At 45.4% G+C, this 24404-nt stretch carries 25 protein-coding genes; 13 read left to right on the plus strand and 12 right to left on the minus strand.

All coding sequences use genetic code 11. The features are described from left to right. Positions 1–76 precede the first annotated feature (76 nt). Positions 77–544, minus strand: a complete 468-nt coding sequence (locus tag FIU99_RS07340; RefSeq protein WP_006962021.1) for an ASCH domain-containing protein — start codon at positions 542–544, stop codon at positions 77–79. Between the two features lie 57 nt (positions 545–601). Beyond that, positions 602–1375, minus strand: a complete 774-nt coding sequence (locus FIU99_RS07345; RefSeq protein WP_006962022.1) for a phosphoribosylglycinamide formyltransferase — start codon at positions 1373–1375, stop codon at positions 602–604. 316 nt (positions 1376–1691) lie between these two features. Between FIU99_RS07345 and FIU99_RS07350 the strand changes: the two genes are divergently transcribed. After that, positions 1692–2339, plus strand: coding sequence for a thiopurine S-methyltransferase (locus FIU99_RS07350; RefSeq protein ID WP_006962023.1), 648 nt, complete (start codon positions 1692–1694; stop codon positions 2337–2339). Positions 2340–2376: 37 nt separating this feature from the next. On the opposite strand, the gene purT is transcribed toward FIU99_RS07350, so the two are convergent. Further along, the gene (purT, locus tag FIU99_RS07355) at positions 2377–3552 is read right to left on the minus strand and encodes a formate-dependent phosphoribosylglycinamide formyltransferase (RefSeq protein WP_006962025.1); all 1176 of its coding nucleotides are present in this window, start codon (positions 3550–3552) and stop codon (positions 2377–2379) included. A gap of 338 nt (positions 3553–3890) precedes the next feature. On the opposite strand from purT, the gene FIU99_RS07360 reads away from it, so the two are divergent. Further along, a complete protein-coding gene (locus tag FIU99_RS07360; protein WP_031343039.1) occupies positions 3891–5093 on the plus strand; it encodes an HD-GYP domain-containing protein in 1203 nt (400 codons plus the stop codon). A 54-nt stretch (positions 5094–5147) separates the two neighbouring features. On the opposite strand, the gene cdd is transcribed toward FIU99_RS07360, so the two are convergent. The 6 genes from cdd to FIU99_RS07390 form a co-directional block, all read right to left on the minus strand. After that, positions 5148–6035, minus strand: a complete 888-nt coding sequence (gene cdd / locus FIU99_RS07365) for a cytidine deaminase (RefSeq protein WP_043007793.1) — start codon at positions 6033–6035, stop codon at positions 5148–5150. Positions 6036–6288: 253 nt separating this feature from the next. Next, positions 6289–6966 (minus strand): CidB/LrgB family autolysis modulator, encoded by a 678-nt coding sequence (locus FIU99_RS07370; RefSeq protein ID WP_006962033.1) that lies wholly within the window; start codon positions 6964–6966, stop codon positions 6289–6291. Beyond that, a complete protein-coding gene (locus tag FIU99_RS07375) occupies positions 6966–7331 on the minus strand; it encodes a CidA/LrgA family protein (protein WP_006962035.1) in 366 nt (121 codons plus the stop codon). The genes FIU99_RS07370 and FIU99_RS07375 overlap by 1 nt, the downstream gene beginning before the upstream one ends. A gap of 145 nt (positions 7332–7476) precedes the next feature. Further along, a complete protein-coding gene (sbcB, locus tag FIU99_RS07380) occupies positions 7477–8901 on the minus strand; it encodes an exodeoxyribonuclease I (RefSeq protein WP_006962037.1) in 1425 nt (474 codons plus the stop codon). 139 nt (positions 8902–9040) lie between these two features. Then, positions 9041–10414 carry an L-cystine transporter gene (locus FIU99_RS07385; protein WP_006962038.1) on the minus strand — a complete coding sequence of 458 codons (1374 nt, stop codon included), beginning with the start codon at positions 10412–10414 and terminating at the stop codon, positions 9041–9043. A gap of 191 nt (positions 10415–10605) precedes the next feature. Further along, positions 10606–11292, minus strand: coding sequence for an NAD(P)H-binding protein (locus FIU99_RS07390; protein WP_006962039.1), 687 nt, complete (start codon positions 11290–11292; stop codon positions 10606–10608). A gap of 525 nt (positions 11293–11817) precedes the next feature. On the opposite strand from FIU99_RS07390, the gene FIU99_RS07395 reads away from it, so the two are divergent. The 10 genes from FIU99_RS07395 (at position 11818) to FIU99_RS07440 (ending at position 20558) form a co-directional block, all read left to right on the plus strand. Beyond that, entirely contained in the window at positions 11818–12429 is a 612-nt protein-coding gene (locus FIU99_RS07395; protein ID WP_039952349.1) for a flavin reductase family protein, read from the plus strand. Between the two features lie 6 nt (positions 12430–12435). Further along, on the plus strand, positions 12436–13464 hold the full coding sequence (gene cobT / locus FIU99_RS07400; protein WP_006962041.1) for a nicotinate-nucleotide--dimethylbenzimidazole phosphoribosyltransferase: 1029 nt from the start codon (positions 12436–12438) through the stop codon (positions 13462–13464). Beyond that, positions 13461–14234, plus strand: coding sequence for an adenosylcobinamide-GDP ribazoletransferase (locus FIU99_RS07405; protein WP_172974060.1), 774 nt, complete (start codon positions 13461–13463; stop codon positions 14232–14234). The genes cobT and FIU99_RS07405 overlap by 4 nt, the downstream gene beginning before the upstream one ends. Before the next feature lie 4 nt (positions 14235–14238). Next, entirely contained in the window at positions 14239–14787 is a 549-nt protein-coding gene (gene cobU / locus FIU99_RS07410) for a bifunctional adenosylcobinamide kinase/adenosylcobinamide-phosphate guanylyltransferase (protein ID WP_006962043.1), read from the plus strand. Next, complete coding sequence (locus FIU99_RS07415) at positions 14774–15394, plus strand: histidine phosphatase family protein (RefSeq protein WP_006962044.1); 621 nt, start codon at positions 14774–14776, stop codon at positions 15392–15394. The genes cobU and FIU99_RS07415 overlap by 14 nt, the downstream gene beginning before the upstream one ends. Positions 15395–15397: 3 nt before the next feature. Next, positions 15398–17188, plus strand: coding sequence for a M3 family oligoendopeptidase (locus tag FIU99_RS07420; RefSeq protein ID WP_006962045.1), 1791 nt, complete (start codon positions 15398–15400; stop codon positions 17186–17188). Positions 17189–17413: 225 nt separating this feature from the next. Continuing rightward, positions 17414–18442 (plus strand): succinylglutamate desuccinylase, encoded by a 1029-nt coding sequence (locus FIU99_RS07425; protein WP_006962046.1) that lies wholly within the window; start codon positions 17414–17416, stop codon positions 18440–18442. Between the two features lie 117 nt (positions 18443–18559). Then, a complete protein-coding gene (btuC, locus tag FIU99_RS07430; RefSeq protein WP_006962047.1) occupies positions 18560–19555 on the plus strand; it encodes a vitamin B12 ABC transporter permease BtuC in 996 nt (331 codons plus the stop codon). Next, positions 19542–20297, plus strand: a complete 756-nt coding sequence (gene btuD, locus FIU99_RS07435; RefSeq protein WP_006962048.1) for a vitamin B12 ABC transporter ATP-binding protein BtuD — start codon at positions 19542–19544, stop codon at positions 20295–20297. Before btuC ends, btuD begins: the two co-directional genes overlap by 14 nt. Before the next feature lie 66 nt (positions 20298–20363). Further along, positions 20364–20558, plus strand: coding sequence for a hypothetical protein (locus FIU99_RS07440; protein ID WP_006962049.1), 195 nt, complete (start codon positions 20364–20366; stop codon positions 20556–20558). 35 nt (positions 20559–20593) lie between these two features. On the opposite strand, the gene FIU99_RS07445 is transcribed toward FIU99_RS07440, so the two are convergent. Then, on the minus strand, positions 20594–21169 hold the full coding sequence (locus FIU99_RS07445) for a nucleoside triphosphate pyrophosphohydrolase family protein (protein WP_006962050.1): 576 nt from the start codon (positions 21167–21169) through the stop codon (positions 20594–20596). Positions 21170–21354: 185 nt separating this feature from the next. On the opposite strand from FIU99_RS07445, the gene FIU99_RS07450 reads away from it, so the two are divergent. After that, entirely contained in the window at positions 21355–22440 is a 1086-nt protein-coding gene (locus FIU99_RS07450) for a sensor domain-containing diguanylate cyclase (RefSeq protein ID WP_006962051.1), read from the plus strand. Between the two features lie 21 nt (positions 22441–22461). Here FIU99_RS07450 and FIU99_RS07455 read toward each other — a convergent pair whose 3' ends face one another. Beyond that, positions 22462–23022 carry a DUF1415 domain-containing protein gene (locus FIU99_RS07455; RefSeq protein ID WP_006962052.1) on the minus strand — a complete coding sequence of 187 codons (561 nt, stop codon included), beginning with the start codon at positions 23020–23022 and terminating at the stop codon, positions 22462–22464. A gap of 71 nt (positions 23023–23093) precedes the next feature. Further along, entirely contained in the window at positions 23094–24341 is a 1248-nt protein-coding gene (locus tag FIU99_RS07460; protein ID WP_006962053.1) for an MFS transporter, read from the minus strand. Between the last annotated feature and the right edge of the window lie 63 nt (positions 24342–24404).

Genomic DNA, 24404 nt, shown 5'->3' on the forward strand with positions numbered 1-24404 from the left:
ATCGCGTGCCGAATTTATGATCGGATATGTGCTGAGGGACGTCTGGCTAACCCTCAGCAGTCGGGCTGGGTAAGCTTTACAGTGGATACACTTTTTCGAATCGTTCTAGTACCAATTCGGACTGTAAATCGAATTTGGCGCCAATCTCACCAGCGTACTGAGTAAAGAATTTAATGTGCGCCTCACGCCACCATTCATAGCTCAGGTCACCTTCTCCTTCTGAGCGGGCAAACTCTTCAGTTACTTGATCGAAAGGGCAGATAGAAACTTCTGTTAGGCGAATGATACAAACCGGCTCTTGCTGCCAGTTAAGCACCACTGTAATGCGACCTACCTGAGGAAGAGGCTCTTGCTCAATGTCGTAGCCTTGTTTAAGGCTGCAAGACGCTCTCTTTGTACCTTGATTAATCAACCTTGCACATTCGTTGGCATTAAACTCGTCAGCACAAAAATATTCAGCGATGGTGTCTGGTATTGATTCCCGCTGTTGAGGTGTGAGTGTGGTAAGGTATTCGTTTAGATACGCTTGCTGCTGTGGGGTCATCATCTTCCTTGAAAAACAACCCCTTCATGAGAAGGGGCTGTTAGCATTTAGTTAGGCCTAGGCGGCACTTAGATGGGTAGTAATATAAGGCTGCCATGCTTCTTGGTAAAGCGCTTTCGACTGAGCTCGCATTGACTTAATCTGGGCGAATTCAAACTCACTGATATCTCGGCTTTCTGAAGCCGCTTGACGTTCGATTTTCTGAATACGTTCGTACAAGTCATGCTCTGGACCACTTTTTACATCAGCAATGGCTTTAAGGTGTAGCTGGACTTCAGCAATCAAGTTGGTCTTTGGAAGCTGGACCAATAGATTTAGGTCACGATAGCCTGAAGCCCCAGGTTTCTTAAAGCGGTTTTTTACTTTTACCACAGTGGTTTCACGATTCAACACTTCGTAAGCTGACATCAAGCCTTCGATGTCATCAGCAACAATCGTCGCACGGGCAAGGTCAGTAATACGCTCAGCATCACCATCAAGTTCATAGGCGATCTTTTGCTTTGCTCGCTCTGCAGATTTCACACCTGCAAAGTGGGCGTCTGTTGAAGTTAGCATTGCAGTGCTCTTACAGATCATTTCCAGTTCAGCCTGAGCTTGGTGTGCTTTGCTGTATAGAATGTCGAAGTCAGAGTAGGGTTGAAGTGGAGTTGTTGGTGTGGATTGGATGCCATACAGGCCACTCAGGTTGTGTTTGAATGCTTTGGAACAGACTTCGTTCTGGTTAGTCGAACGATTTTCCTCACTACCGGGTGCTGTTGGAATAGCGGCGAAAGCTGGCGCGCGGCTGAGCATTAAAAGCATCAGGGCCGTAGTTCGCAAAAATAGGCTCATTCACTCTCCTTAGATTCGTAGCGTCTTGTGTAAACGGTGTAAGAAAAGGCTCAACAACCAAAACGTACCAATCTCTAATATCTATATGGGGGCTAGCTGGCGAATTACAATGTAGGAATTACCCTATGGTGTAATTGTTTGAGCTAACTCTCAATTTGTTTGAGTGCCCGATTTCCTTATGGTTCATTCTCAAGTTGTAAATAAGTATAAACACCTTACCTGAACCTAATCTGAACGGTTTATACAGCTTGAGGGATACCACTAAGAAACGCTTTCGTATAGGCTATGAAGCAGTCACGTCAGGTAGGGAATTGAAATGAAAGATCCAGAATTTTGGCACAGTAAATGGGCATCAAACCAAATTGGTTTTCACTTAGAAGACGTAAACCCGCTGCTGGTTGAGTATTGGTCCGAAACCAAGCCAAGTAGAGAAGATAAAGTGTTTGTCCCACTATGTGGCAAAACAGAAGATCTTGTTTGGCTAGCGACCAAACACGAGGACGTTCAGGGTGTCGAACTAAGCAAAATCGCGGTGCGCTCATTTTTTTCTGAACATTTTTATACGCCTACGGTGATCCCTGTAAACGGTCAGCATGAATTGTATCAGTTTGATGAGCTATCTATTTATACTGGCGACATCTTTACCGCGCCCGTTCAACCAGTAGAAATTGTGTATGACCGTGCCGCTCTGGTCGCTTTACCGGAAGAAATGCGCGCAGATTACGTCCAACGCGTTAAATCGCTGCTGAAGCCGGGCGGAAGAATTCTGTTAGTTACGTTAGATTATCCCCAAGCTGAAATGGCGGGCCCACCGTTTTCAGTCACCGAAAGTGAAGTTCGCCAGCTGTTCTCAGAATATAAAATTTCAAAACTGTATCGTGATGACGCAGATGAAAATCATCCTAAGATAGCGAAGAAAGGTTTATCCAGCTTCGCCGAAGAAGTGTATTTGATTGAAAGTTAATGATGAAAGCCCCTGAATAAGCTCAGGGGCTTTTGTTTTAATAAACGATTTTTATCTTATCTGCGCTGGAAACGGCGCTTTCTATTGCTTGCTCAATGGTCTCTCTACGAGCAATGCTCACTCCTAGGCGTCTGCGTCCATTGATATCAGGTTTGCCAAATAGACGTAGCTGAGTTTGTGGGGCTGCTAGAGCGTCTGCCATTCCTTCAAACTGAAGGTTATCGGATTGGCCTTGCCCTAAAATCACCGCTGAAGCGGTAGGTCCATATTGGGTGATACCTGAAATAGGGAGGCCAGTGAATGCGCGTACATGAAGTGCGAATTCAGAACTGTCTTGAGACATGAGAGTGACCAATCCGGTGTCGTGCGGGCGAGGGGAAACTTCATTGAAAATAACGGTGTCGCCCTTAACGAATAGTTCTACGCCGAAGATACCACGGCCTCCCAATGCGTTTACAACCTTGCCGGCGGCGTCTTGGGCGGCAGATAGCGCCGCATCGGACATCGCTTGAGGTTGCCATGACTCGCGATAATCACCGTCTTCTTGGCGATGTCCAATCGGAGCGCAGAAGTGGATACCATCCACAGCTTTGACTGTCAGTAAGGTAATTTCGTAATCAAAATCGATGAAACCTTCAACAATGACGCGTCCAGCACCAGTGCGGCCACCTTCTTGGGCGTACTGCCACGCTGTTTCTACATCTTCTGCCGATTTAATAACACTTTGACCTTTCCCAGAAGAGCTCATAATTGGTTTACATACGCATGGGATGCCAACGGATTCAATGGCTTGAGTGAACTCTTGATAGGTGCTTGCAAAATGGTAGGGCGAAGTGGTGAGGCCAAGCTCTTCTGCCGCCAGCCGACGAATGCCTTCGCGATTCATTGTTAGGCGAGTTGCATTGGCTGTTGGCACAACATTGAGCCCATTAGCTTCAAGCTCAACAAGCTTGTCTGTGGCAATAGCTTCGATTTCAGGCACTACGTAATCAGGTTGTTCTTTGGCGATGATCTGCTCTAGTGCATCACCATCAAGCATATCCAGTGTGTAGCTTCGGTGTGCAACCTGCATGGCTGGTGCGTTTTCATATCGGTCGCAAGCGATGACTTCCAATCCTAGGCGTTGACATTCTATAGCGACTTCTTTCCCTAGTTCTCCGGAGCCGAGCAGTAAAACACGGGTCGCGTTCTTACGAGTTGCAGTACCAAACATAGATAACCTTTTTAAATAAGCGGAGATGAAATTGACACGAATCATACGGATATAAATGCAAAAAGCAAACGTTTGCGTAGGATGGGTGGTTTTAGTCTAGCAACTCAAAATCTGCTCTAGTACACAATCTGGACAATTAGTTTTGTGAGCGATGATTTCGTCTTTGTTAAAGAGTGTACTGGGGGAATAAGGGCATCTAAGACAACCTGCTTGCCACGTATCATAAAAATTCTTAAATATGTGACGTATCAATAGAGCAAATGCTTAAGTAAAGTGATGAGTTTGAGCTTATAATTCATTAAAACTATAGAAATAACAATAGCAGCCATAGTCCATAGATGAAGTACGATCCAAGCAACTCAATAAAGGTTCCGATTGATACGTTAATGGTTGGGATGTTTGTTACCGCAATCGAAGATAACAAACGCGTCAATTTAGCCAATGCAGGTAGGGTTTCCTCCCAGCAGGCTATTCAGCAACTTGTTAAAAATGGGATCAAATTTGCGTGGGTGGACCAAAGCCTCTCCGCGAAAGGGAGTGTTTTCAAACCTGTAGTGGAAGAGGAACCACCTGAAGAAGACGTGTCTGCCACTCCAGTAAAACGCAAATCTATGAGCCGCTTTTCCAAGCAGAAGAAAGCGTCGAAGATTATTCGTGAAGCTAAAGGCCTTGCTCAAAAGATTCTTAACCAAACATTTGATGACAAGTCGATTCATGTCGATGACTTAGAAGGTTGGGCCGATGATCTTATTGAAGCAGTCTTAATTGATTCGGATGCGTTACATTGTGTTTCTGCACTTCGCAGTAAAGACGAGTATCTGCTTGAGCATTCAGTCAATGTTGCAACTTTACTAGTTACATTTGGTAAACATCTTGAGTTGCCAAAAGATACGCTTAAGCAGTTAGCGATTGGTGGCATCATTCATGATGTCGGCAAAATAAAAGTCGATGATAAAGTCCTCCATAAGCCAGGTAAACTCACTCCTGAAGAGTTTGATCATATGAAGCTGCATCAGGTGTTTGCCGAAGAGATCATCTTTACTGTTGATGGATTGGGAGACATTAGCCGAGACGTCTGCTTGATGCACCATGAAAAGTTGGATGGGAATGGTTATCCAAAAGGGTTGAAAGGGGATGAAATTCCGCTCCATGGCCGAATGAGTTGCATTGTTGATATTTACGATGCATTGACGGCGGACCGTTGTTATAAAAAAGGTATGAGTTCAGCAGAGGCGTTCAAGATAATATTGAGCTTAACGCCGTTTCACCTCGATCGAGACTTGGTTTATAAGTTCATCAACTGTATTGGTGTTTATCCTGTTGGGGCATTGGTCGAGCTAAATGATGGAAGAGTAGGTATTGTATGGACATCGAATGCCGATGAGCCCTTAAAACCTGAAGTGAAGTGTTTTTATTCGCGTAAATATAAGCGCTTTGTCGACGTCAGCTTTGTCGATATTAAAAATAGCCAATATAAAATCGAAAAAGCGATTGCACCATGTAACCTTGAGGTCGATCCTACCCCTTTCTTTGATGTTTGATTTTTTTAATGTACAAAAAAGGCGCTATTTACAGCGCCTTTTTCATTTACCCGATTAGATGGCTAGATATGCAACAGGAATATCTGGGTTAATTGCTTCCAGAGTAGACTGCGTATCTGCAAGGTGACTAATCGTACCTTCAGACATTTCTACAAGTGCTGTTGTTTCAATGTCATCAAATGATTCACCATCAAGCAAGAGCTGGATAAGTGCAACCTGTAAAGGTGGAAGGCTAGGGTTGAATGCTGCGTTTTCAGCATAAGCGCCTTGGTATACTTTGCCATTTTTTAGCTTAATGCTCACACCGCTCAAATTGTGAGTATACGGTGCATGGCTCTTATTAAGCGCATCGAGTGCTTTCAACACCATCTCATCGGACTCTTCACACTTTTTGCCATGATCGATGGATGCCATTAAGCCAGATTTGATACCAAGATCCGATGGACCAAAGGATTCTGGTAGATATTCTTGCAGCGTTTTCTCATCACGTTGAGGTAGTTGTACCACCAACTCGTCTGCGGTCGTTAGTTCGTTCATAAACTGACGACAGTGGCCACAAGGGCTGAAGTTGATTGTGATATCTGAGATGCCTTGCTCGCCCTTCATCCAAGCATGGCTGATTGCTGATTGTTCTGCATGTACCGTCTGGCCAAGTTGAGCGCCTAAGATCTCTACGTTTGCTCCAAAGTAAAGACGCCCGGTGAGTCCGCGAACAATGGCACCCACGTAGAATTTCGAGATAGGCGCATAAGAGTAAGCTGCTGCGAAAGGAAGCAGGGCTACACGTAGCTCATCATCTTCCAATCCTGAAATGGTTAATAGCTCTGCAAATTGTGCTGGAGAGAGCGTTGCGTCAAAATCGTCCGCTAACAAAATAGGAGAAAGGAACTCTGCGACTTTAGCTGGCGCTTCAGACAGCGCTTGTTCAATGCGGCTTCTCATATTGAATCCTTGTTTAAGCAATAGTAGATATCTTCGGGTCTGCCTGAGTTACCTGTTTAGAGTGGCTTACCCTGATACTGGTATTTCATTTTATGTAACACAGAGAACTTTGCTGAGATATTGATCACATAAGTTGATGTAATGAGATTTGTTGTTTCACAATTAGAGTGAGCTCACACATGATAACGATTGCAGAATTCAATAGAGTGATGTGCGTCGGAATGCGGAGATAAGCAACCCGACGCAAAGGATCTTATGTAGCTAGCCAGACAGCCAGTGCAAAGAATGAAGGGGCAAGGATTGAGGTAATCACCCCACAGACTACAAGTGCCAAAGAGCTGAAAGCGGCATCTTGAGCATCTTTTTCTGCACAAGTCGCGGTTCCTAGAGCATGAGAAACTGTGCCCATGGTCAGCCCTTTTGCAATAGGATGTGTGATGTTAAGTAAGTTGTAAATTGGATAAGCCAAGATGGCGCCAAACAGACCAACCAGTAAAACTAGGATAGCCGCAATGGCAGGTTCTCCACCTAGGTGGCTGGACACTTCCATCGCAATCGGAGTCGTGACAGATTTACCTAGTAGACTAGCGATTAAGGAGAGATCTGTTTGCATATATGAGGCGATAACCGTGGCTGTCAGCATCGACATGACACTACCGACACCACACGCCAGCATAATGATTCGCCAGTTAGCTCTTATTTGTGGAAGTTGCTCATACAAAGGGTAAGCGAGCGCAACCACGGCGGGTTGCAGTAGAAAGTTAATCCATTCATTGTCATTGTAATAAGTTTCGAACGGAACCTTGAGGTGCGTAAGTAGCGGAATCATCACTGCTAAACTGATTAACAGAGGGTTCATAAAAGGGCTGCTGATCTTCTGGCAAAGCCAGCGTGCAGAGAGAAATACGATAATCGTTACTAGCAGCCACATTATTGCTCACCTCGCTTCAACATTCTATCCAACATCAGCCCTAACAAGACTAGTACAATGAATGTGCCACCGACGGCACTAGCGAGGATTGGTAGGGCATTGTTATATAGCAGATCGAAGTGTTCCATAAGCCCAACGCTGATCGGAACAAAGAGCAGCACCATATAGCGAATAAACAGAGTGGCACTTGGGCGTACCCATTCTACAGGTACTAAGCCACTTGCAAGCAGAGCGAATAGGATAAGCATGCCGATAATGCTACCCGGAATAGATATATCTAGAAGGTTTTGAATGTTAATGCCTGCCATGAGGCAGAGGAAAATCAGCCCCATAGATACGACGTATTTAAGCAAGGTTTTCGCCATAGGTAGTGTCGTCCAAATTTTATCAACTTTTGCGTATGTGTAAGCCCTGAACTGTGGGTTCAGTTTGCTCACTAGCCTCGATCAACGTAGTGTTTTTTTATTGTTTGATGAGGCCTGAGTGTTATAGGGTGCAGGCAATAAGTTGTTAAGATACTAGCTTTTGAACGTATTGGTAAACAGATTTTAAGATAGCTATCTTTTTTTCGTCACTCTCATGCTCGTGAACTAAGTTTTCCAAATTCAACATGTAGTCTTCTATTCGACTTTCGAAGTATTCGCGGCTGTGTGCTGCCCATTTTTGTTGTTCACTCTCATCCAATGTCCACGGAAAATGTCTGGCGCGATAGCGGAACAGAAGCGGAGCAATTCTGTCGTCACTGAATGAGATATCAAGGGCGGAAAGATTCTTTGGTTCAGTTTCTCGTATGATATCCATTGATTGCTTTGCCGCAGGAGAGAAGAAACCATCGTAAAGCATAGTATCAACATCATCGCTCTTTTCGTATTCTCTCTCGATACTGTATAGCGAATTGAGTTTTTCTCTAATCTCAGGGTGCTGTCTTAGTCGCTCAAGGTTTTGTAAGCATTTTTCTCTGTCAATGCCTATGTTAGCTGCATTCTCAGCAGTTAATGTTTTGGCTGGAGCTAAAATAGGGCACTTGTTGAGATGGACAAGTTTGATTGGTACAGGCAGTTCGTCTGGGCCAAGTTCAGAATGTTTGGTGTAGAGACGCTCATTAAGTTGTTCTACATCTAAATCCAACAACGGCTGCGGGTCTTTCGCTAAATCGACAACAATCACCGCATTCTGGTTGGTTGGATGCCAAGCGACCGGAACCACCCAGCTAGTGTAATTGCATTCGCGCCCCAGCATACCCGATACGTGCATAAGCGGTGTCATATTCACGATATCGACGAGTTCGTTCAGTTTGCGCTTGTGGCGCATGCTAAGGAAATAATCAAAGAGCTTAGGCTGAGCGGCTTTCACCTTTTTAGCCATTTCAATCGTTGCTATAACGTCAGCCATCGCATCGTGTGCATTCTCGTGCTCAATGCCATTGGCAACGGACAAGTGCTCTAGCTTAAAGCTGATAAAACCTTCTTCATTCTCTGGCCAATTAATACCTTCTGGGCGAAGGGCGTGACAGGCGCGCATGACATCGAGTAAGTCCCAGCGAGAGTTGCCGTTTTGCCAGCTCCACGCATACGGATCGATGAAATTTCGGTAACAGGTATATCGCGTCACTTCGTCATCAAATCGAATGCTATTGTAACCCAAGTTGATGGTGTTTGGCGTGGACAACTGCTCATGAATTTTGGTAATAAATTCCGGCTCAGGTAACCCTTTACTTGCCGCCTTCTGAGGTGTGATACCAGTGATAAGCGCGGCTTCGGGTGATGGAAGATAATCTGAAGGCGGTTGGCAGTAGATAACAAGAGGCTCACCGATGATATTGAAATCCATGTCGGTGCGTACACCCGCAAACTGGGACGGTCTGTCTTTTGCTGGGCTGGTTCCCCACGTTTCATAATCGAAGAAGAAAAACGTAGGTTGATGCGCTTGTTGCATTATCTCTTTACCAAGTCTTTGAAATTCACTCGAGTATTAGACCATTGAGATCGTGACAAGGCAAACGGGAAGCGCTTGATTGCTAGAAAATTGTGCGGATAGAAAAAGCCCCGAGCTGTTCACTCAGGGCTTGGTCATTTTAGGCTTGTTGAGCTTCAAGCTCTTCGTCTGAGACTTTATCGCCAAGGATACGGCTGGTTATGGTGCCCGCCGTCATAGCGCCGGAAACGTTGAGCGCGGTTCGCGCCATATCGATCAAAGGCTCGATTGAGATAAGTAGCGCAGCGATGGTTACTGGTAATCCCATTGCTGGGAGTACGATTAGTGCAGCGAAAGTCGCACCGCCACCTACGCCTGCGATACCGAATGAGCTTACTACGATAATTGCGACTAGGGATAGGATGAAGTTGATATCCATTGGGTCGATACCCACTGTTGGGGCAACCATTACGGCTAACATTGCAGGGTAGATGCCCGCACAGCCATTTTGTCCTATGGTTGCGCCAAATGACGCAGAAAGGTTTGCGATAGCAGGCGGCACGCGTAGCTTGTTGATTTGCGCTTCCACGTTAAGTGGGATAGTTGCTGCTGAGCTGCGTGAGGTAAATGCGAATGTCAGTACTGGCCAAATCTTCTGGAAGTACTCTTTCGGGCTCACACCAACGAACGACACCAAAATACCGTGAACCACAAACATTAGAGCGATTGCAACATAAGAGGCAACGATAAAGCCCAATAGATTCAGGATGTCACCTGCACTGGATGTCGCGACAACTTTCGCCATCAACGCCGCAATACCATATGGCGTGAGCGCCATAATCATTTTCACTAGTCGCATCACAACAGATTGAGTTGCTTCAACAAAAGTGCGAATTGGCGCTTCCAACTCTTCCTTTTCCGCCATCACCTTACGTGCAGCAATACCAGTCAGGACACCAAAGATCACGACAGCAATAATGGAAGTAGAACGAGAACCTGTCAGATCAGCGAATGGGTTGGTAGGGATAAAGCTTACCAGCATCTGTGGGATAGTGAGATCAGCGACAGTACCTACGCGATCTTCTAGCACTGCGATACGAGCGGTTTCACGCGCGCCCTCTGTCAGCCCTTCTGCTGATAGGCCAAACGTTTGGGTAATTACAATGCCCACAATTGCTGAAATCGCTGTAGTAGCAAGCAACACAGAAATGGTAAGGCCTGAAATCTTGCCCAGTGAACCGCCTTTCTCAAGTTTGACGACGGCTGCGATCATAGAAACAAGAACGAGTGGCATGATGACCATTTTAAGCAGGCCAACATAGCCACGGCCAACGACGTTAACCCATTCTAAGGTTTGAGCGATGGCAGGGTTACCTTCGCCAAAAACAAGCTGCAGTACTAAGCCAAATGAGCTGCCGAGTACCAAGCCCAATAGCACGAGTCGGGATAGCGTATTCTCTTTTCGTTGCTGTCCGTAGAGGAAAAAGAGAATGCCGACAAATGCCACTAATGAAGCGATAGCCGCTACTGACATAATTGATAGTCCTTATTGAGTGTTTGTAACGTATTTATTGAGTAAATTAATTACAGGATTAAATTCTGTAACAAACGATAATGATTTGAAATGTATGATTGAAATGAAAAAAAGATATTTGATATGTATTTAAGTTATTAAAAGATGCGAGCTGAGTCTAATTTGCTCAAAAGTCAGCAGAAATCATCGAATTATTGATATTTATTAATCAAGTTTCGCATCTGAATACTGTCCAATGTCTGAAGCTTTCGGTCAGTCTTTGTAAGAATTCCATATTGCATTGCTTTCGCTACTTCGCTTGCCTGGATCGGTATGAGTTTTGCGAGTTTGCCAAACATCAGAGGGCGCAAAGATTTTAGGACGACTTGTACGATGGCTTCGTCAGTGCGCGGTGTGTCTCTTAAACCCACTAAAGGTCCAGGCCTAACGAAGGTGATATGTTCAAAACCCATACGTTCAATCGCCATTTCCATCTTCCCTTTACAGCGAAGGTAGTGAGAAAGAGAACGTACGGAGGCACCGTAACTTGAAACGACAGCCAGATGAGTGACACCAAGTACTTTCATAGTCTGGGCGACATCACACACCAGTTCATAATCAACACGCTCTAGCTCTTGCTTGGATCCTGCCTGTTTAATGGTTGTGCCTAGGCAGATGAATCCATATTTAGGCGAAGGCTTATCTGTGTCCCACTCTTGAACTTGAAGCTGCTTATTTTGAAGGACTTCCAACTTAGGGTGGAAAAAAGGGAGTTCACGTCTGCTAAGCGCATAGATACGTGTGACAGGATCTTCTTCTAACATTTGTTTGATGAGCTCGGTTCCTATTAACCCTGTAGCACCGGCGACCATAACGACCAGATCTCTAGACTCAGACAAATTTCTTACCTTTAGCTAATCGTGACGATCAGAGCATCTAACAACAAACACAGAAAGTCTGTGATCAATCTTTTAGGTTGCGAGTAAAATTGGATTACGTTTGGCCCCGTTTAACGAGGCCAATTCTGATGGTGGAGTGGTCAAGTAAGAGAGAGAGGGACTCGTTTTTGAGTCTTTTGATTCGACTTGTGTTGCTTCTGTTTCTTTGATTTTTGATTGGCAAACATACAAACCTCCTTGCACTATCAAAGTTGGGTTAACCTCATCACGGCAGTATTTAATGCAGTCTTTGTGCCGTCTAAAATTCAGGTTGTTACAATTCAATAAGTTAGCGTTCGATTAGGTTGTACCCATTTAATAAGATAGGTGATAAATGGGAAAAGTTTCATTTTTGGTATCAATTTGATTGCAAAAATGACACGGGAATAGTGTTTGTCCGCCGATTGATAGGGGTGTTAACTGGCTGATTTCACGTTACACTCTGAGGTTCACAGGGGACTCGCGATACCAAAAAGGATGAACAAGATGAATATCGACGCTAGCACTCTCGCTCCCACTCAGATATACCACTTAATGACTCAAACTGTTATTCCAAGGCCAATAGCGTGGGTTTTGACGGAGTCTGGTGAAACTGATTACAACTTGGCTCCATTTTCCTACTTCACGCCTGTCTCTAGTAATCCGCCTCTGTTGATGTTCTCTGTAGGTAAGAAACCGACCGGAGAAATCAAAGATACAACCCGCAATGTTCTTGAGACAGGTCGAATGGTGGTGCATATCGCGAATGCTGACTTGGCGGAACAAGTGACGCAGACTTCGGCAACATTGCCGCACGGAGAATCTGAAGTCGCTTTAGCGGGTCTAGAGCTCATCGGTTTTGAAGGGTTTGAATTACCCCGAATCAAAGATTGCCCAATTGCTTTCGGGTGCAAGCTGTTTGAAGTTAAAGAAATTGGGGAAACACCTCAAAGCCTAATCTTTGCTCAAATTGAAGACATATACATTGCGCCGGAAGTGATTGGAGATAACCAAGAACGTTTAGTTGTTGATGCACTAAAAGTGAATCCTCTTTCTCGTTTAGGTGGCAGTCAATACGCCAACCTAGACCAAACCTTTACTGTCGCCAGACCGAAATAAAGTCATATGTTAGATCAATCTTATTCAGATGCTATTTGGCATCGAATCAATCAAAAAACTAAACCACTGGGTGCTCTTGGGCAGTTAGAGTCAATTGCCCACCAGCTCGCACTGATTCAGAGTAATTTGAAAGGTGACGCTGTCACCAATGTGAACGTTGTAAAGCCTACAGCAATCGTCTTTGCTGGTGACCATGGCATTGCGGACGAAGGCGTGAGCATCGCGCCAAGCGCAGTAACTCAACAAATGGTGTTAAATTTTCTTGCTGGTGGGGCGGCAATCAATTGTTTTTGTCGGATAAACCAGATTGAGCTTAAAGTGGTTGATACGGGAATATTGATTCCTGTAGAGGCGTCAGCGCCTAACTTTGTAGTGCAAAGGCTGGGTGACAGAACCGCCAATTTTGCCAATGAAGCAGCGATGTCTAGCAAGCAAGTCAAACAGGGGATTGAGTTTGGTCGGGAGCTGGTTAAGCGAACGGTCAATGAAGGCTGCAACCTTGTCATGTTTGGTGAAATGGGGATTGGGAACACTTCAAGTGCCGCTGCTATAGTTGCAGCTTTGACCGGTCAGGATGCCCAGTCATGTGTTGGTCTAGGCACAGGAATTACTCCTGAGCAGTTAGCGAAAAAGGTGGCTCTAGTCGATAAGGGAGTCTCCCGATGCCAAGGTCGGGATGTTTACCAAGTTCTATCCGAAGTGGGTGGTTTTGAAATCGTTCAGATGGTTGGGGCCTTCTTAGCTGCTTGTGAAAATAAGACGCCGGTTCTTGTTGACGGTTTTATTGTCACGACGGCCGCTTATGCCGCGAGTTTGATTCAACCTGAATGCCGCGAATTTATGATCTTTGCCCATAAGTCAGAGGAGTTGGCGCACCAACTTCTGCTTGAAGAATTAGGTGCTAAACCTTTGTTGGATTTGTCGATGCGTCTCGGTGAAGGCACGGGCGCAGCGCTTGCTGTTCCTTTGGTTCGTGCAGCAGCTGAGTTTTATAACTCAATGGCAAGTTTTGAAGATGCTGGAGTGACAGTGTGATCAGTACCCTCAAGTATCAACTTGAATTGTTCTGGCTGGCTTTGGGCTTTTTTTCTCGTCTACCAATACCTCAGTCTACGCCTTATTCTGAATCACGTATGAATCAGGCGGGCCGCTATTTCGCGTTAGTCGGACTGTGTTTAGGTGCATTATGTGCGGCCGTGTATTGGTTGGCTGAAAGTGTACTTGGCCCGAACATGGCGGTTGTTGTCATGATGGTGTTCAGTTTATTGCTTACTGGGGCGTTTCATGAAGATGGTCTGACGGACATGGCAGATGGCATTGGTGGTGGGATGACGCTGGAAAAGCGTTTAACCATTATGAAAGACAGCCGTATTGGTACTTATGGTGCTAGCGCGCTGTTGATGGCGTTACTGGGTAAGTATGTCCTGCTAACTGAGCTTGCATCATTGACGAATGTTTTATTGGTTATCGTTGCTGCTTACACGCTAAGCCGCGCCGTGGCTGCATCGCTCATTTATGACATGCCTTATGTGAGTGACCCTGATGCCAGCAAAAGTAAGCCACTTGCGAATCAACAATCTAAAAGTGAGCTAGCCATACTGGCAATATCGGCGTTGGTACCTTTATTGTGGTTTGATTTTGAATTGGTCGCTGTGATCGTCGGTATAACCGTTATCTTCCGTATTATGTTTAAACACTGGTTGATGAAACGAATAGGTGGTTTTACGGGGGATTGCTTAGGCGGCGCTCAGCAAATTATGGAACTGCTGATTTACATGATTGTTCTTGGCTGGTCTTTAAGGTGAGTGAATGAGTGTACATCTGATATTGGGCGGAGCTCGATCAGGAAAATCCAGCTTTGCAGAATCACTGGTGGTCGATAGCCACTCTGTATATACACGTCACTATGTTGCGACTGCAACGGCTTTTGATGATGAAATGGCGGCAAGAATTTCTCATCATAAAATCAGCAGAGGCAGAGGGTGGGTAGGGCATGAGTGCCCGAATGCTCTCGAAGATCAGATCGAACGCTTCACTTCTCAAGATATCGTGTTGATTGATTGTTTAACCCTTTGGATAAATAACGTCATTTACAATCAAGGCCAACCTATTGAGTCACACCAGATAACCGAGAGGGTGGGGCGTTTGGTAAAAACGCTGGCTGCCAGTGAGGCTAATCTGGTGGTTGTTTCTAACGAAGTAGGGTTAGGCGTGATTCCAATGGGAGAAGTCACTCGCCTATTCGTTGATCATGCGGGTTGGATGAATCAAGCCATCGCGAAGGTAGCAGATAAAGTAACGTTTGTTTCGGCGGGGTTGCCTATGGTGCTGAAAGGGAAGTCGCGTGAAGACAGTTAATATATACCTATTGCGACATGGAAAAACGTTAGGCGAACCGGCGCTCAACGGAGCGACCAATGTCTTAGTCGCTCGCAGCACACAGCAAGCGATTTGCCAAAGTTTGTTAGGCACTTCAATCCGTTTTGAACATATCATCACTTCACCTCTTCGCCGTTGCGCTGATTTAGCTGATTTATTGGTTGCAAAGAATTCCCAGCTTTCTTTATCGATAGAAGGTGAGCTTAGAGAAATGGATTTTGGCGAGGTTGATGGAAAGCCATTTGATTCTATTAAAACAGAGTGGTCACTACTCGAACGATTTTGGAATGACCCTGCGGCGGTCGAGTTACCTCAAGCTGAAACACTGCAAGCGTTTCATCAGCGCGTTAGCAGACAATGGGCCTCACTGATAGAGAGTGTCGAAGAGGACACATTAATCATCTGCCATGGTGGTACCATACGTATGATATTGGCCTCACTATTAAACTTAGACTGGCGAAACCCCGCACTTTACTCCGTGTTACAGATAGGCAATCAGAGCCTGACTCATATTCAACTTACCAAAACGGACAGTCTATATCAGCGCGTGTGTTCTATTGGCACACCACTTCACATAAAGGATTAAAACATGACGACACCAAGCTGGAATTTGTCTATTGCTTACCAAGGATTGGACGATAGTAAAATAGAGCAAGATGTAGCGCTGGTTCAGCAATGCATTCAGGTACTGGGATTGAATGTCGATCAGCGCAGCTCGGTCACGGTAATGCAAAACGCAATATTGACCAGTGAAGCCGCGGGTAAACTGCTTGCGACGATCAATACCTTTGCAAGTTGTCACGCGTCGGTTGATGCGATGAACAGTGATGCTAAAGCCATGATTGGCCGCGTTGCCAAATTGAGCTCAGAGTTATCGCAAGCATTTACCCCTTATGAAGACACTCTAACCAATGCGCCTCAAGAATTTATCTCTGAAGTGTTGAACCATGAAAACGGCGAAGTATTTGGTCAGGCATTCCAGATCGAATGCACACGAAAGCTGGCAGATACTAAGTTGAGTGTCGCGGAAGAGCAGCTACTGTCAGCCATGCAGGTGGATGGCCGTGATGCTTGGGGGCGAATGTACGACAATATCACAGGTGCGCTTCAGGTAGAGCTGAAAGAGGGGGAAGAGAGCCGTATTGGTTTCTCCCAGGCTGCCAGTATTTTGTATGGCACAGATTTCGATAATCAAGAACCCGCTTGGCGCGGCATTCAAAAAGCGATGCAGACTCATCAGGAAAGCTTTGCTGGGATCCTAAATGCGTTAGCTGGCTGGCGCCACACAGAAAACCAAAAACGCTCTCACCTTAAAGATGTCCACTTCCTAGATACCAGTCTCCACGACAGCCGCATTCAATCAGATACGCTGAGCGCTATGATGCAAGTCGCCAAAGACAATCGTCATGTGGGGCAGAAAGCTGGCCTACTCATGGCTCGGGTTCATGGCTTGAATGAAATGAAACCTTGGAACCACTTAGCTGGGATGCCGAGCCTGACAGACGGCGAGCCTAAGGTGTACAGCTTCGATGAGGGCATTGACATCATCACTAAGGCCTTTGCACGAGTGGATGGTGAAATGGCGGAATTTGTCGCCATGATGGTGGAAAATGGATGGATTGATGCCGCGCCTTCTGCTAGCAGAAGGCTTGGGGCTTATTGTACTAAGTTTGCAGCTACACGTTCACCATTGGTCTTTATGACTTGGGGTGGAAGTCGTTCTGACCTGCTGACTCTCGCTCACGAGCTAGGGCACGCTTTCCATAACTGGGTGATGCGAGATATGCCGCTGTGCCAAACACGCTACCCAATGACGCTCGCAGAAACAGCGTCTATTTTCGCCGAGAATATTGTGCGTGATTATCTTCTTGAACAAGTCGATAGTCGTGAAGAAAAACTCGAGATGCTGTGGGAAGAGCTCTCTAGTTGCTATGCCTTGATGATTAACATTCCTGTTCGTTTCGAATTTGAAAAAGAGTTCTATCAGCAGCGGATGTCAGGTGAGCTCAGCGCCGAGCAATTGTGTGACTTGATGAGCCAAACTTGGAAAGAGTGGTACGGCGAATCCATGACGGAAGCGGATCCTTATTTCTGGGCAAGTAAACTGCATTTTTCCATCTCGGAAGTTAGTTTCTACAACTATCCGTATTTATTTGGCTACCTGTTTAGCAAAGGCGTGTATGCGCAACGCGAAGCGAAAGGTGACCGTTTCTACTCAGATTACGTTAACCTCCTACGCGATACTGGTTCGATGATGGCTGAAGAAGTGGTTCAGAAGCACTTAGGTATGGCTTTGGATAGCGAAGCATTTTGGCAACAAAGCGTCGATATGGTGAAAAGCAAGATTGATGAGTTTGAATCTCTGCTGGATCAAGAATAAATTCACCACAAATATGATATGATAATCAGCAAGCCGGGCAGGGAGTCTGCCCGGTTGTTTTATGTACAGCGAAAGCATTCTATCCCGAACGGAAAATGGTATCGGGCGTGGCAATTGAGTTTTTTACGATGAAGCACGGGTTTTCTCTTGATAAGTGAGATCGTGGCTACATAAATTGCCTGAACAATTCATTAACATACCCGCTGTGCAATAAAGGAGTAGCGCATGACGAAAAACCTCTTTCGCCAATCTTTTCTTTTTGACAGCCTGAACTTAGAACAAGAGATGCCTGCAGGGGAAATTACTGTTGCGAACGGCACTGTGTTCAAACTTCATGAACGCGGAGTTCTGGAAGTCATCCCATCAACGTTGGACGAAAACAGCAAACACATCATTCTTTCCTGTGGTGTTCACGGTAATGAAACCGCACCGATGGAGTTAGTGGATAAAATCATTTCCGATATCCAGTCTGGATTCCAGCCTGTAACAGAACGTTTGTTGTTTATCATTGCTCACCCTGAGTCAACGAACGCTCATACACGTTTCCTTGAAATGAACCTTAACCGTTTGTTTGATGATAAAGAATATGAGCCAACGAAAGAGCTGGCCATTGCGCAGAACCTGAAACGTATTGTTGCTGATTTCTATCAAGACACGCCGTCTGATAAACGCTGGCACCTAGATCTACACTGTGCGATCCGTTTGTCCAAACACTACACCTTTGTCGTGAGCCCGAAAACGCGCCACCCTGTACGCAGTAAAGCGTTGATGGAGTTTGTCGCGAGTGGTCATATCGATGCGGTGATGTTCTCTAACGCGCCTTCCAGCACATTTAGCTGGTTCAGTGCCGAAAACTTTGCAGCGCAGGCGTTGACAGTTGAGTTGGGACGAGTGGCTCGTATTGGAGAAAATGATCTCGATAAACTGGTCGCCTTTGATTTGGCAATGCGAGATTTGATTGCTTCCAGCGAAGCTGAGCATTTGCCGCGTGCCCCTGTAATGTACCGTGTCAGTCGGACTATCGTGCGTTTGCATGATGACTTTGATTTCATGTTTGATGACGACGTTGAAAACTTTACCTCGTTTAAGCACGGTGAAGTGTTTGGTCATGATGGTGACAAACCGCTCATGGCGAAAAATGAGGGAGAAGCGGTTGTGTTCCCTAACCGTCATGTGGCAGTTGGCCAGCGTGCAGCACTCATGGTGTGCCCGGTGAAAACGCGTTACGAAGAAGGTCAACTTGTCTACGATTAAAGCGTTTGCGGCCTAAACTCATCTGAGAAGCTTTCTATTTTAATGGCTTAACGGTATCGTTAAGCCATTATTTTATTGTACCTATAACTTTAGCCGTTTAAGGCCAATCTAAGCTGCATGGAACTGAGTGAATTATTAAGCCGTAGGCATCAACGCTGGAAGCGCTACTTTATCGTGATCCTATCTGCGCTTGTTCTGTTCTCAGCGACGCATCTGATGGTTGGTGAAGTCTTTATTTCTCCTTTTTCTGAGCTGTCGAGTCTTCAACAGCAGCTGATTACTCAACTTCGTTTACCAAGGTTGCTTGCCGCGATTGCCATAGGAGCCTCACTGGCCGTTTCTGGTGCCGTGCTGCAAGTTTTGCTTGGCAATGTTCTGGCAGAGCCCGGTGTGCTTGGTATTTCTGGTGGCGCCAGTGTCATGATGGTTATTGTGTTGTTTTTCCTTCCCGCGCTTGCAACACCCATCGGGTTTATGATCGCCGCGGTCATTGGCGCATTGGTGTTTACTCTGTTGCTTGTTTCAATGGCGAAAATCATGCGTTTAACTACTACTAGACTCTTGTTAGTTGGGGTGGCGTTAGGCATTTTGACAGGCGCTATTGTCACCTGGGCATTCTATTTCAGCGACGATCTTAGCTTAAGGCAGTTAATGTATTGGCTAATGGGCAGCATTGGTGGTGCAAGTTGGTATCATCACTTATTGACGCTGACTCTTGTCCCTGTACTTGCTTGGCTATGTATGAAAGGTAAGACACTAGACAAGCTAATGATGGGGGAGTTGCATGCTAAGCAACTCGGTGTTGATGTGGAAGCGGTCCGCTGGAAGTTAATCTTAGCCGTTTCGATTTTGGTTGGCGGCGCCGTTGCACTTGGTGGTGTGATAGGATTCATTGGCTTGATCGTTCCTCATCTTCTCAGGCTTGCATTGGGTAGTGAGAATCGTTATTTGCTGCCTATCTCCGCATTGTCCGGTGCGATGCTGTTGGTGTTTGCCGATATCATTGCTCGAGTCGCCCTAGAATCTGCTGAGCTACCACTTGGAGTGGTCACTACGACAATCGGGGCCCCTGTCTTTATCTGGATGCTGGTGAAACATCATGATTCACGTTAATAGCTTATCGGTTGGCTCACGTTTATTGCCGCTCTCGTTCTCTGTTGAGAAAGGTGAAGTACTTCATGTCGTTGGTCCAAATGGCAGTGGTAAAAGTACCTTGCTGACAGCGATTGCTGGCTTGTTAGACTTTGAGGGTGACGCCGTGATTTTTGACTTAGACGTCAAAAGTAGCTCTGTTGAGAGCCTTGCAAGCTATCGAGGGTTTTTGAGTCAGAGTGATCGTCCCGCTTTCAATCTTGAGGTTTCGCAATATCTTTCCTTGTCACTCCCAAGCTCCGTCCAAGGCTTGGATGAAGCTGTGGAGCTAGCCGTTAAAGAGTTGGTGGATGTACTTGAGCTAGAGGATAAGCTTCATCGTTCGATTCACCAGTTGTCTGGCGGCGAGTGGCAGCGAGTGAGGTTATGCGCGATATGCCTGCAAATCTGGCCGTCTTTAAATCCTTATGCGAAGCTCCTTATATTGGATGAGCCTGCTGCGCCGCTGGATATTGGTCAGGAAGCCCTACTGTATAAACTGATTCGTAAAGTCGCTGATATGGGAATCACTGTGGTGATGTCTAATCATGACCTCAATCGCACACTTAAACATGCCGATAAGGCTTTATTATTGGATAAAGGTGTGATTCAGCAAGCAGGCTCCGTAGATCAGGTATTCGAGCCGAGTGAGCTTTCTAGAGTATTCAAAACTCGAGTTCAAAGAACGGAGTTTAACGGAGAACCTGTATTAATCTTTGATTAATCAGGCAATAGCCCCATTTCCCAATTCTCAAATTAGTGCGCTATGCACTACATTTGAGCACGCCTCATGCTCACAGAAATCGCTGAAAATGCCATTCCTATAAAAATCAATAAGTTACTGTTTCTAGAAACTTGGCATAAGTTTGGCTTTAATAAAAACGATACATTCTCGTTCTTGTTAGGCTTAGTCAATTTGAAGGGAAACTGGAAAGCTGACAAATATAAGCCCATTTTTATGACTATGGCAGCTTCCGCCACCTAAGGTTTTCCGAAGGTGGCGGCTTTTTATCTGGGAGTTTATGCTGTTAGCGGAGCAAGGTCAGCAGGGCGGTAGTAAACAGACTTCAATACCTTTCCTTGGCGAATCGTTTTTGCTTCTGAAACGAAATCTTCAGCACATTTTGCGATGATGTAATCACCTTTTTGTACTGCCATTAGTTTGATTCCCTGCTCAGCGTAATGCGCTTCTGTCTCAGCGTATTCTTTCTCATTGCGGCAAACCTTGCTCATGTTGCTTGAGTGGACCTCGTCCCAACAAGGGATAAAGTTGATGCCACGATTAACGGCAACATTGAGTAGTAGGTCAATCAGATAACTGATAGCAAGGTTCGACTCAACCTTGTCATCACCCAAATGAACTAGACGACCCATTAAAACGTAAACGCTGTCGATGATAGCGTCAGCTTGTTCCGTCTTGTTATCAGCTTCTGCCAGTTCAGTGAGCTCTTCTACCGCTAAAGAGGTATGCAGCGTATCAGCTTTCTCGTCTAAGCTTTCAGGAGAGGCAACAGGTAAGTCGAAAGTAGTACGAAACTCAGTAATGTCGCGGTAAAGGTGGTCAAAAATTTCTTGAGTAAGTTTGGAAAGGTGCATTCACTTAACCTGCATTTGGTAATTATCGCGTCATACTAACAAAGCCTTATGAAACGCGCCATTACAGCACGAAAATAAATGGGGACAAGGGCAAAGTATTCAGAGTTTTATGTGCAAGGCTATTGATGTGATTATTGGGATAAGTCTATCTTACGTATAAGAAATTTTAGCTATCAGGACAGTATATGGTTGTAGCAAGTGAAAGTGAAAAGGTCATACGGAGACTCTATCAGATCACAAACGATTATCAGAAAGGGTTTGATATTCAGATTACCCAACTCATCATGATGGGCTTGGAGCGTTTCAATCTGGATATTGGTATTTTATCCCGCATTGATGGCGAGCTATATACAGTCTTGTATTGCGTTACTTCTGAAGGCGTAGAGTTAAAACCTGGCGATACGTTTAATTATGAGTCAACTTATTGCCAAATCACCTGTAGTTCATTTGGCCCAGTATCCATTGAGCATATGGGAGAAAGCGATGAGTATGCTAAACATCCTGCCTATGAAGCGTTTGGCTTAGAGTCGTACATTGGCATTCCAATTTTTGTTGATGATGAAGTTTTTGGCACACTTAATTTTTCTTCTGCGTCACCTTACCCTCGAAAATTCAAAGATATAGATGTAGATGCGCTCAAACTGATGGCGTCTTGGATTGAAGTAGAATTAATCCGCCGTAAACAGGAAGAGCGTCTTAGAAAGTTAAATAGCCAACTGGAATATCAAGCCTATCACGATGCGTTGACCAATGTTGCCAACCGCCGTTGTATGTTCAAAACCATCCACCTTGATATCGAACGTATGAAACTCGCATCCGGCAAAGGTTCACTGGCCGTGATTGATATTGATAACTTCAAGAGGGTCAACGATGTTTACGGTCATCAAATCGGTGATGACGTTTTAAAGAAAACCGCGCAACAACTTCAGGCATGTTTATCTGAAAGGGACTTTATTGCACGGTTCGGGGGAGAGGAGTTTGTCGTTTGGCTGCCCGAGAGAACCGAACTTGAAAGGCGTCAACTTATCGAAGAACTTCACCAATCTGCCAATGAGATTCTTCTAGATGGTGAACCCGTCACCGTGTCGATCGGTGTATGTGAATTTGATTTTGGTAACGAATCAGAAATAGATAACAAGAAAGGTGCACTTGACCAAATCATCTTAGTGGCTGACGAAGCGTTGTATCAGGCAAAGAATCAGGGGCGAAATAGAGTAGTTGTTCGTCCACTATCAGAAGAACCAGTGACTGAAATGATGAGTGGAGACTGAGCTCCACTCCTATCAATATAATTATTTAAACAAGTAGGGGAAAAGCTTCACTAGCTCAGGCTGAGCCAGGGATTCCACACGAGCTATGTTGGTCTCAGGAATTGATTCAGGATCTGGATAATGTTTGAGTACTTTCTCCATGCTCTCTTCACGAATCAAATGGAACACTGGGTAGGGAGAGCGGTTAGTTAGATTCTCCGCATCTTCTGGTTCTGCTCCACCAAAGCAATACTCAGGATGGAACGTCGCCAACTGGTAGGTTCCTTCCCAGCCTTGCTGGCGGATTAATGCCTCGACCCAGTCTATAAACAAGTTGTAGTCATAAAAATCTTCCAGCATGTTTGGTACAACGACCAATGTAGTTTCTAACTCTTCAGCTGTCTTTGATTCTAATTCCATTAGCTGGGTGAGTATGTCCTCTAGCAATGCCTCTTCTTGCTGTGCTTCACTGACAAATATTTTTATTTGTTTATTGCGCTGTGGCTTTGCAGCGAATGGACATAAATTAAGGCCAATTACCACGTCATTAAGCCATTGATTGACTTGCTCTGCGATAGTCTCTTTTGAGCTTGGGGTTGTCATCTTACTTCCAATTTATAGTTTGGAAGCAAGAATAACAGATTCGTTTTGTGGTCGTAAGCGTCGAGATGAGTCTAGTGAGATGAGGGCGTTGCCTTTAGCTCAGAAGTTGGACTGGTGTTAGCTTCGTTCTCCAGTTCTGCTGAACTTTGATGAATTACATTCAGTTTATAGCACAACACAAAAATCATCAGATAAAGCAACATACCACCAGCAATGACATAACCCCAACCGCCATGTTGCCAGCAATAAATTAAGAAGAAGCCTCCTAAGCTGCCACCAACATAGTAGTGAACAAGATAAAGAGCTGTGGCAGTCGCTTTAGCTTGGGTGGCTTTTTGGCTAACCCAGGCGTAGGCCAGCGTATGCGTGAAGAAGGCGCCAAAACTAATAAGAGCTAATCCGAGGATCATGAATGGAATACGATCCAGATATGCGACCAACATACCGAGTAGGCTTATTATAGTCCCGCAGACCATACCTGAAATAGGCTGACGGTTTCGGTTCCACACTGAAGTAAGCTTAGAGCTTAATGTGCCGGGTAAGTAGCAGAGGAAAATCAACGAGGCTAGGCCAATAGGTAGTGAATGTGGAGCCTCAACAAGACGAAAACCCATAACCGAATACAAGTTAACAAACAGAGCAAAATTCACCCCACCAATCAGCATAGCTAACCAAATAGCTTTGTTTTTTAGGTGCTTAACCAACGCTCGGTTGTGGTATCTAAGCATGCCTCTTTGGGGAGAGAAGTATTTCTGCTTTGGTAACATCGCGCATACCGCTATAGCTCCAATCAAGGTAAACACCGCCATGGTAATCACTGCTTGTTGCCAGCCGAAAGCATCAGTGAGTGTACCACCGACGATTCGCCCGGTGATGCCACCGAGTGAGTTAGCCGCTATATAGCCTCCAATTGCTTGACCAAAGGCCTTGGGGGATAACTCTTCTACCATGTAAGCGACTGCCACAGAAGCAAAAGCGGCTAATGCGACTCCCATTAGCGCACGCAATACAACTAAGCTAAGAAGTGAGGGTGATAGAAGCATCCCGATACCGATTACAGGCATAGCTAAAAGGCCATACAACATCACTCGTTTTCTCCCTACGGACTCAGATGCAACTGCCCATGGCACGAGGCTAAATGAGAGCGCCAGCGTCGTTGCTGCAAACAGCCAGTTAATTTGAGTCTCGGATACGGAAAAGTGCTGAGCCATGTACGGCAGCATCGGTTGAAACAAGTACAGGTTACAGAACACGATGAATGAGCCGAGAGCGAGACTCAGTGTTACTCGTCGGTAATCTTGGCTTCCAAGTTCGATCATTGGTGTTGGCTACTCTAGTTATTCAGTCAGTTATTGTGATCAAAATATCAGTGATAATTGGAT

It is taken from the genome of Vibrio sp. THAF64, assembly GCF_009363455.1.
Classification (GTDB): domain Bacteria; phylum Pseudomonadota; class Gammaproteobacteria; order Enterobacterales; family Vibrionaceae; genus Vibrio; species Vibrio coralliilyticus.

Excerpts from the sequence above, each read along its gene's own strand:
- FIU99_RS07340 (WP_006962021.1), bottom strand. The coding sequence starts at position 544 with ATGACCCCACAGCAGCAAGCGTATCTAAACGAATACCTTACCACACTC.
- FIU99_RS07345 (WP_006962022.1), bottom strand. The coding sequence starts at position 1,375 with ATGAGCCTATTTTTGCGAACTACGGCCCTGATGCTTTTAATGCTCAGC.
- FIU99_RS07350 (WP_006962023.1), top strand. The coding sequence starts at position 1,692 with ATGAAAGATCCAGAATTTTGGCACAGTAAATGGGCATCAAACCAAATT.
- purT (WP_006962025.1), bottom strand. The coding sequence starts at position 3,552 with ATGTTTGGTACTGCAACTCGTAAGAACGCGACCCGTGTTTTACTGCTC.
- FIU99_RS07360 (WP_031343039.1), top strand. The coding sequence starts at position 3,891 with ATGAAGTACGATCCAAGCAACTCAATAAAGGTTCCGATTGATACGTTA.
- cdd (WP_043007793.1), bottom strand. The coding sequence starts at position 6,035 with ATGAGAAGCCGCATTGAACAAGCGCTGTCTGAAGCGCCAGCTAAAGTC.
- FIU99_RS07370 (WP_006962033.1), bottom strand. The coding sequence starts at position 6,966 with ATGTGGCTGCTAGTAACGATTATCGTATTTCTCTCTGCACGCTGGCTT.
- FIU99_RS07375 (WP_006962035.1), bottom strand. The coding sequence starts at position 7,331 with ATGGCGAAAACCTTGCTTAAATACGTCGTATCTATGGGGCTGATTTTC.
- sbcB (WP_006962037.1), bottom strand. The coding sequence starts at position 8,901 with ATGCAACAAGCGCATCAACCTACGTTTTTCTTCTTCGATTATGAAACG.
- FIU99_RS07385 (WP_006962038.1), bottom strand. The coding sequence starts at position 10,414 with ATGTCAGTAGCGGCTATCGCTTCATTAGTGGCATTTGTCGGCATTCTC.
- FIU99_RS07395 (WP_039952349.1), top strand. The coding sequence starts at position 11,818 with ATGAATATCGACGCTAGCACTCTCGCTCCCACTCAGATATACCACTTA.
- cobT (WP_006962041.1), top strand. The coding sequence starts at position 12,436 with ATGTTAGATCAATCTTATTCAGATGCTATTTGGCATCGAATCAATCAA.
- cobU (WP_006962043.1), top strand. The coding sequence starts at position 14,239 with ATGAGTGTACATCTGATATTGGGCGGAGCTCGATCAGGAAAATCCAGC.
- FIU99_RS07420 (WP_006962045.1), top strand. The coding sequence starts at position 15,398 with ATGACGACACCAAGCTGGAATTTGTCTATTGCTTACCAAGGATTGGAC.
- FIU99_RS07425 (WP_006962046.1), top strand. The coding sequence starts at position 17,414 with ATGACGAAAAACCTCTTTCGCCAATCTTTTCTTTTTGACAGCCTGAAC.
- btuC (WP_006962047.1), top strand. The coding sequence starts at position 18,560 with ATGGAACTGAGTGAATTATTAAGCCGTAGGCATCAACGCTGGAAGCGC.
- btuD (WP_006962048.1), top strand. The coding sequence starts at position 19,542 with ATGATTCACGTTAATAGCTTATCGGTTGGCTCACGTTTATTGCCGCTC.
- FIU99_RS07440 (WP_006962049.1), top strand. The coding sequence starts at position 20,364 with ATGCTCACAGAAATCGCTGAAAATGCCATTCCTATAAAAATCAATAAG.
- FIU99_RS07445 (WP_006962050.1), bottom strand. The coding sequence starts at position 21,169 with ATGCACCTTTCCAAACTTACTCAAGAAATTTTTGACCACCTTTACCGC.
- FIU99_RS07450 (WP_006962051.1), top strand. The coding sequence starts at position 21,355 with ATGGTTGTAGCAAGTGAAAGTGAAAAGGTCATACGGAGACTCTATCAG.
- FIU99_RS07455 (WP_006962052.1), bottom strand. The coding sequence starts at position 23,022 with ATGACAACCCCAAGCTCAAAAGAGACTATCGCAGAGCAAGTCAATCAA.
- FIU99_RS07460 (WP_006962053.1), bottom strand. The coding sequence starts at position 24,341 with ATGATCGAACTTGGAAGCCAAGATTACCGACGAGTAACACTGAGTCTC.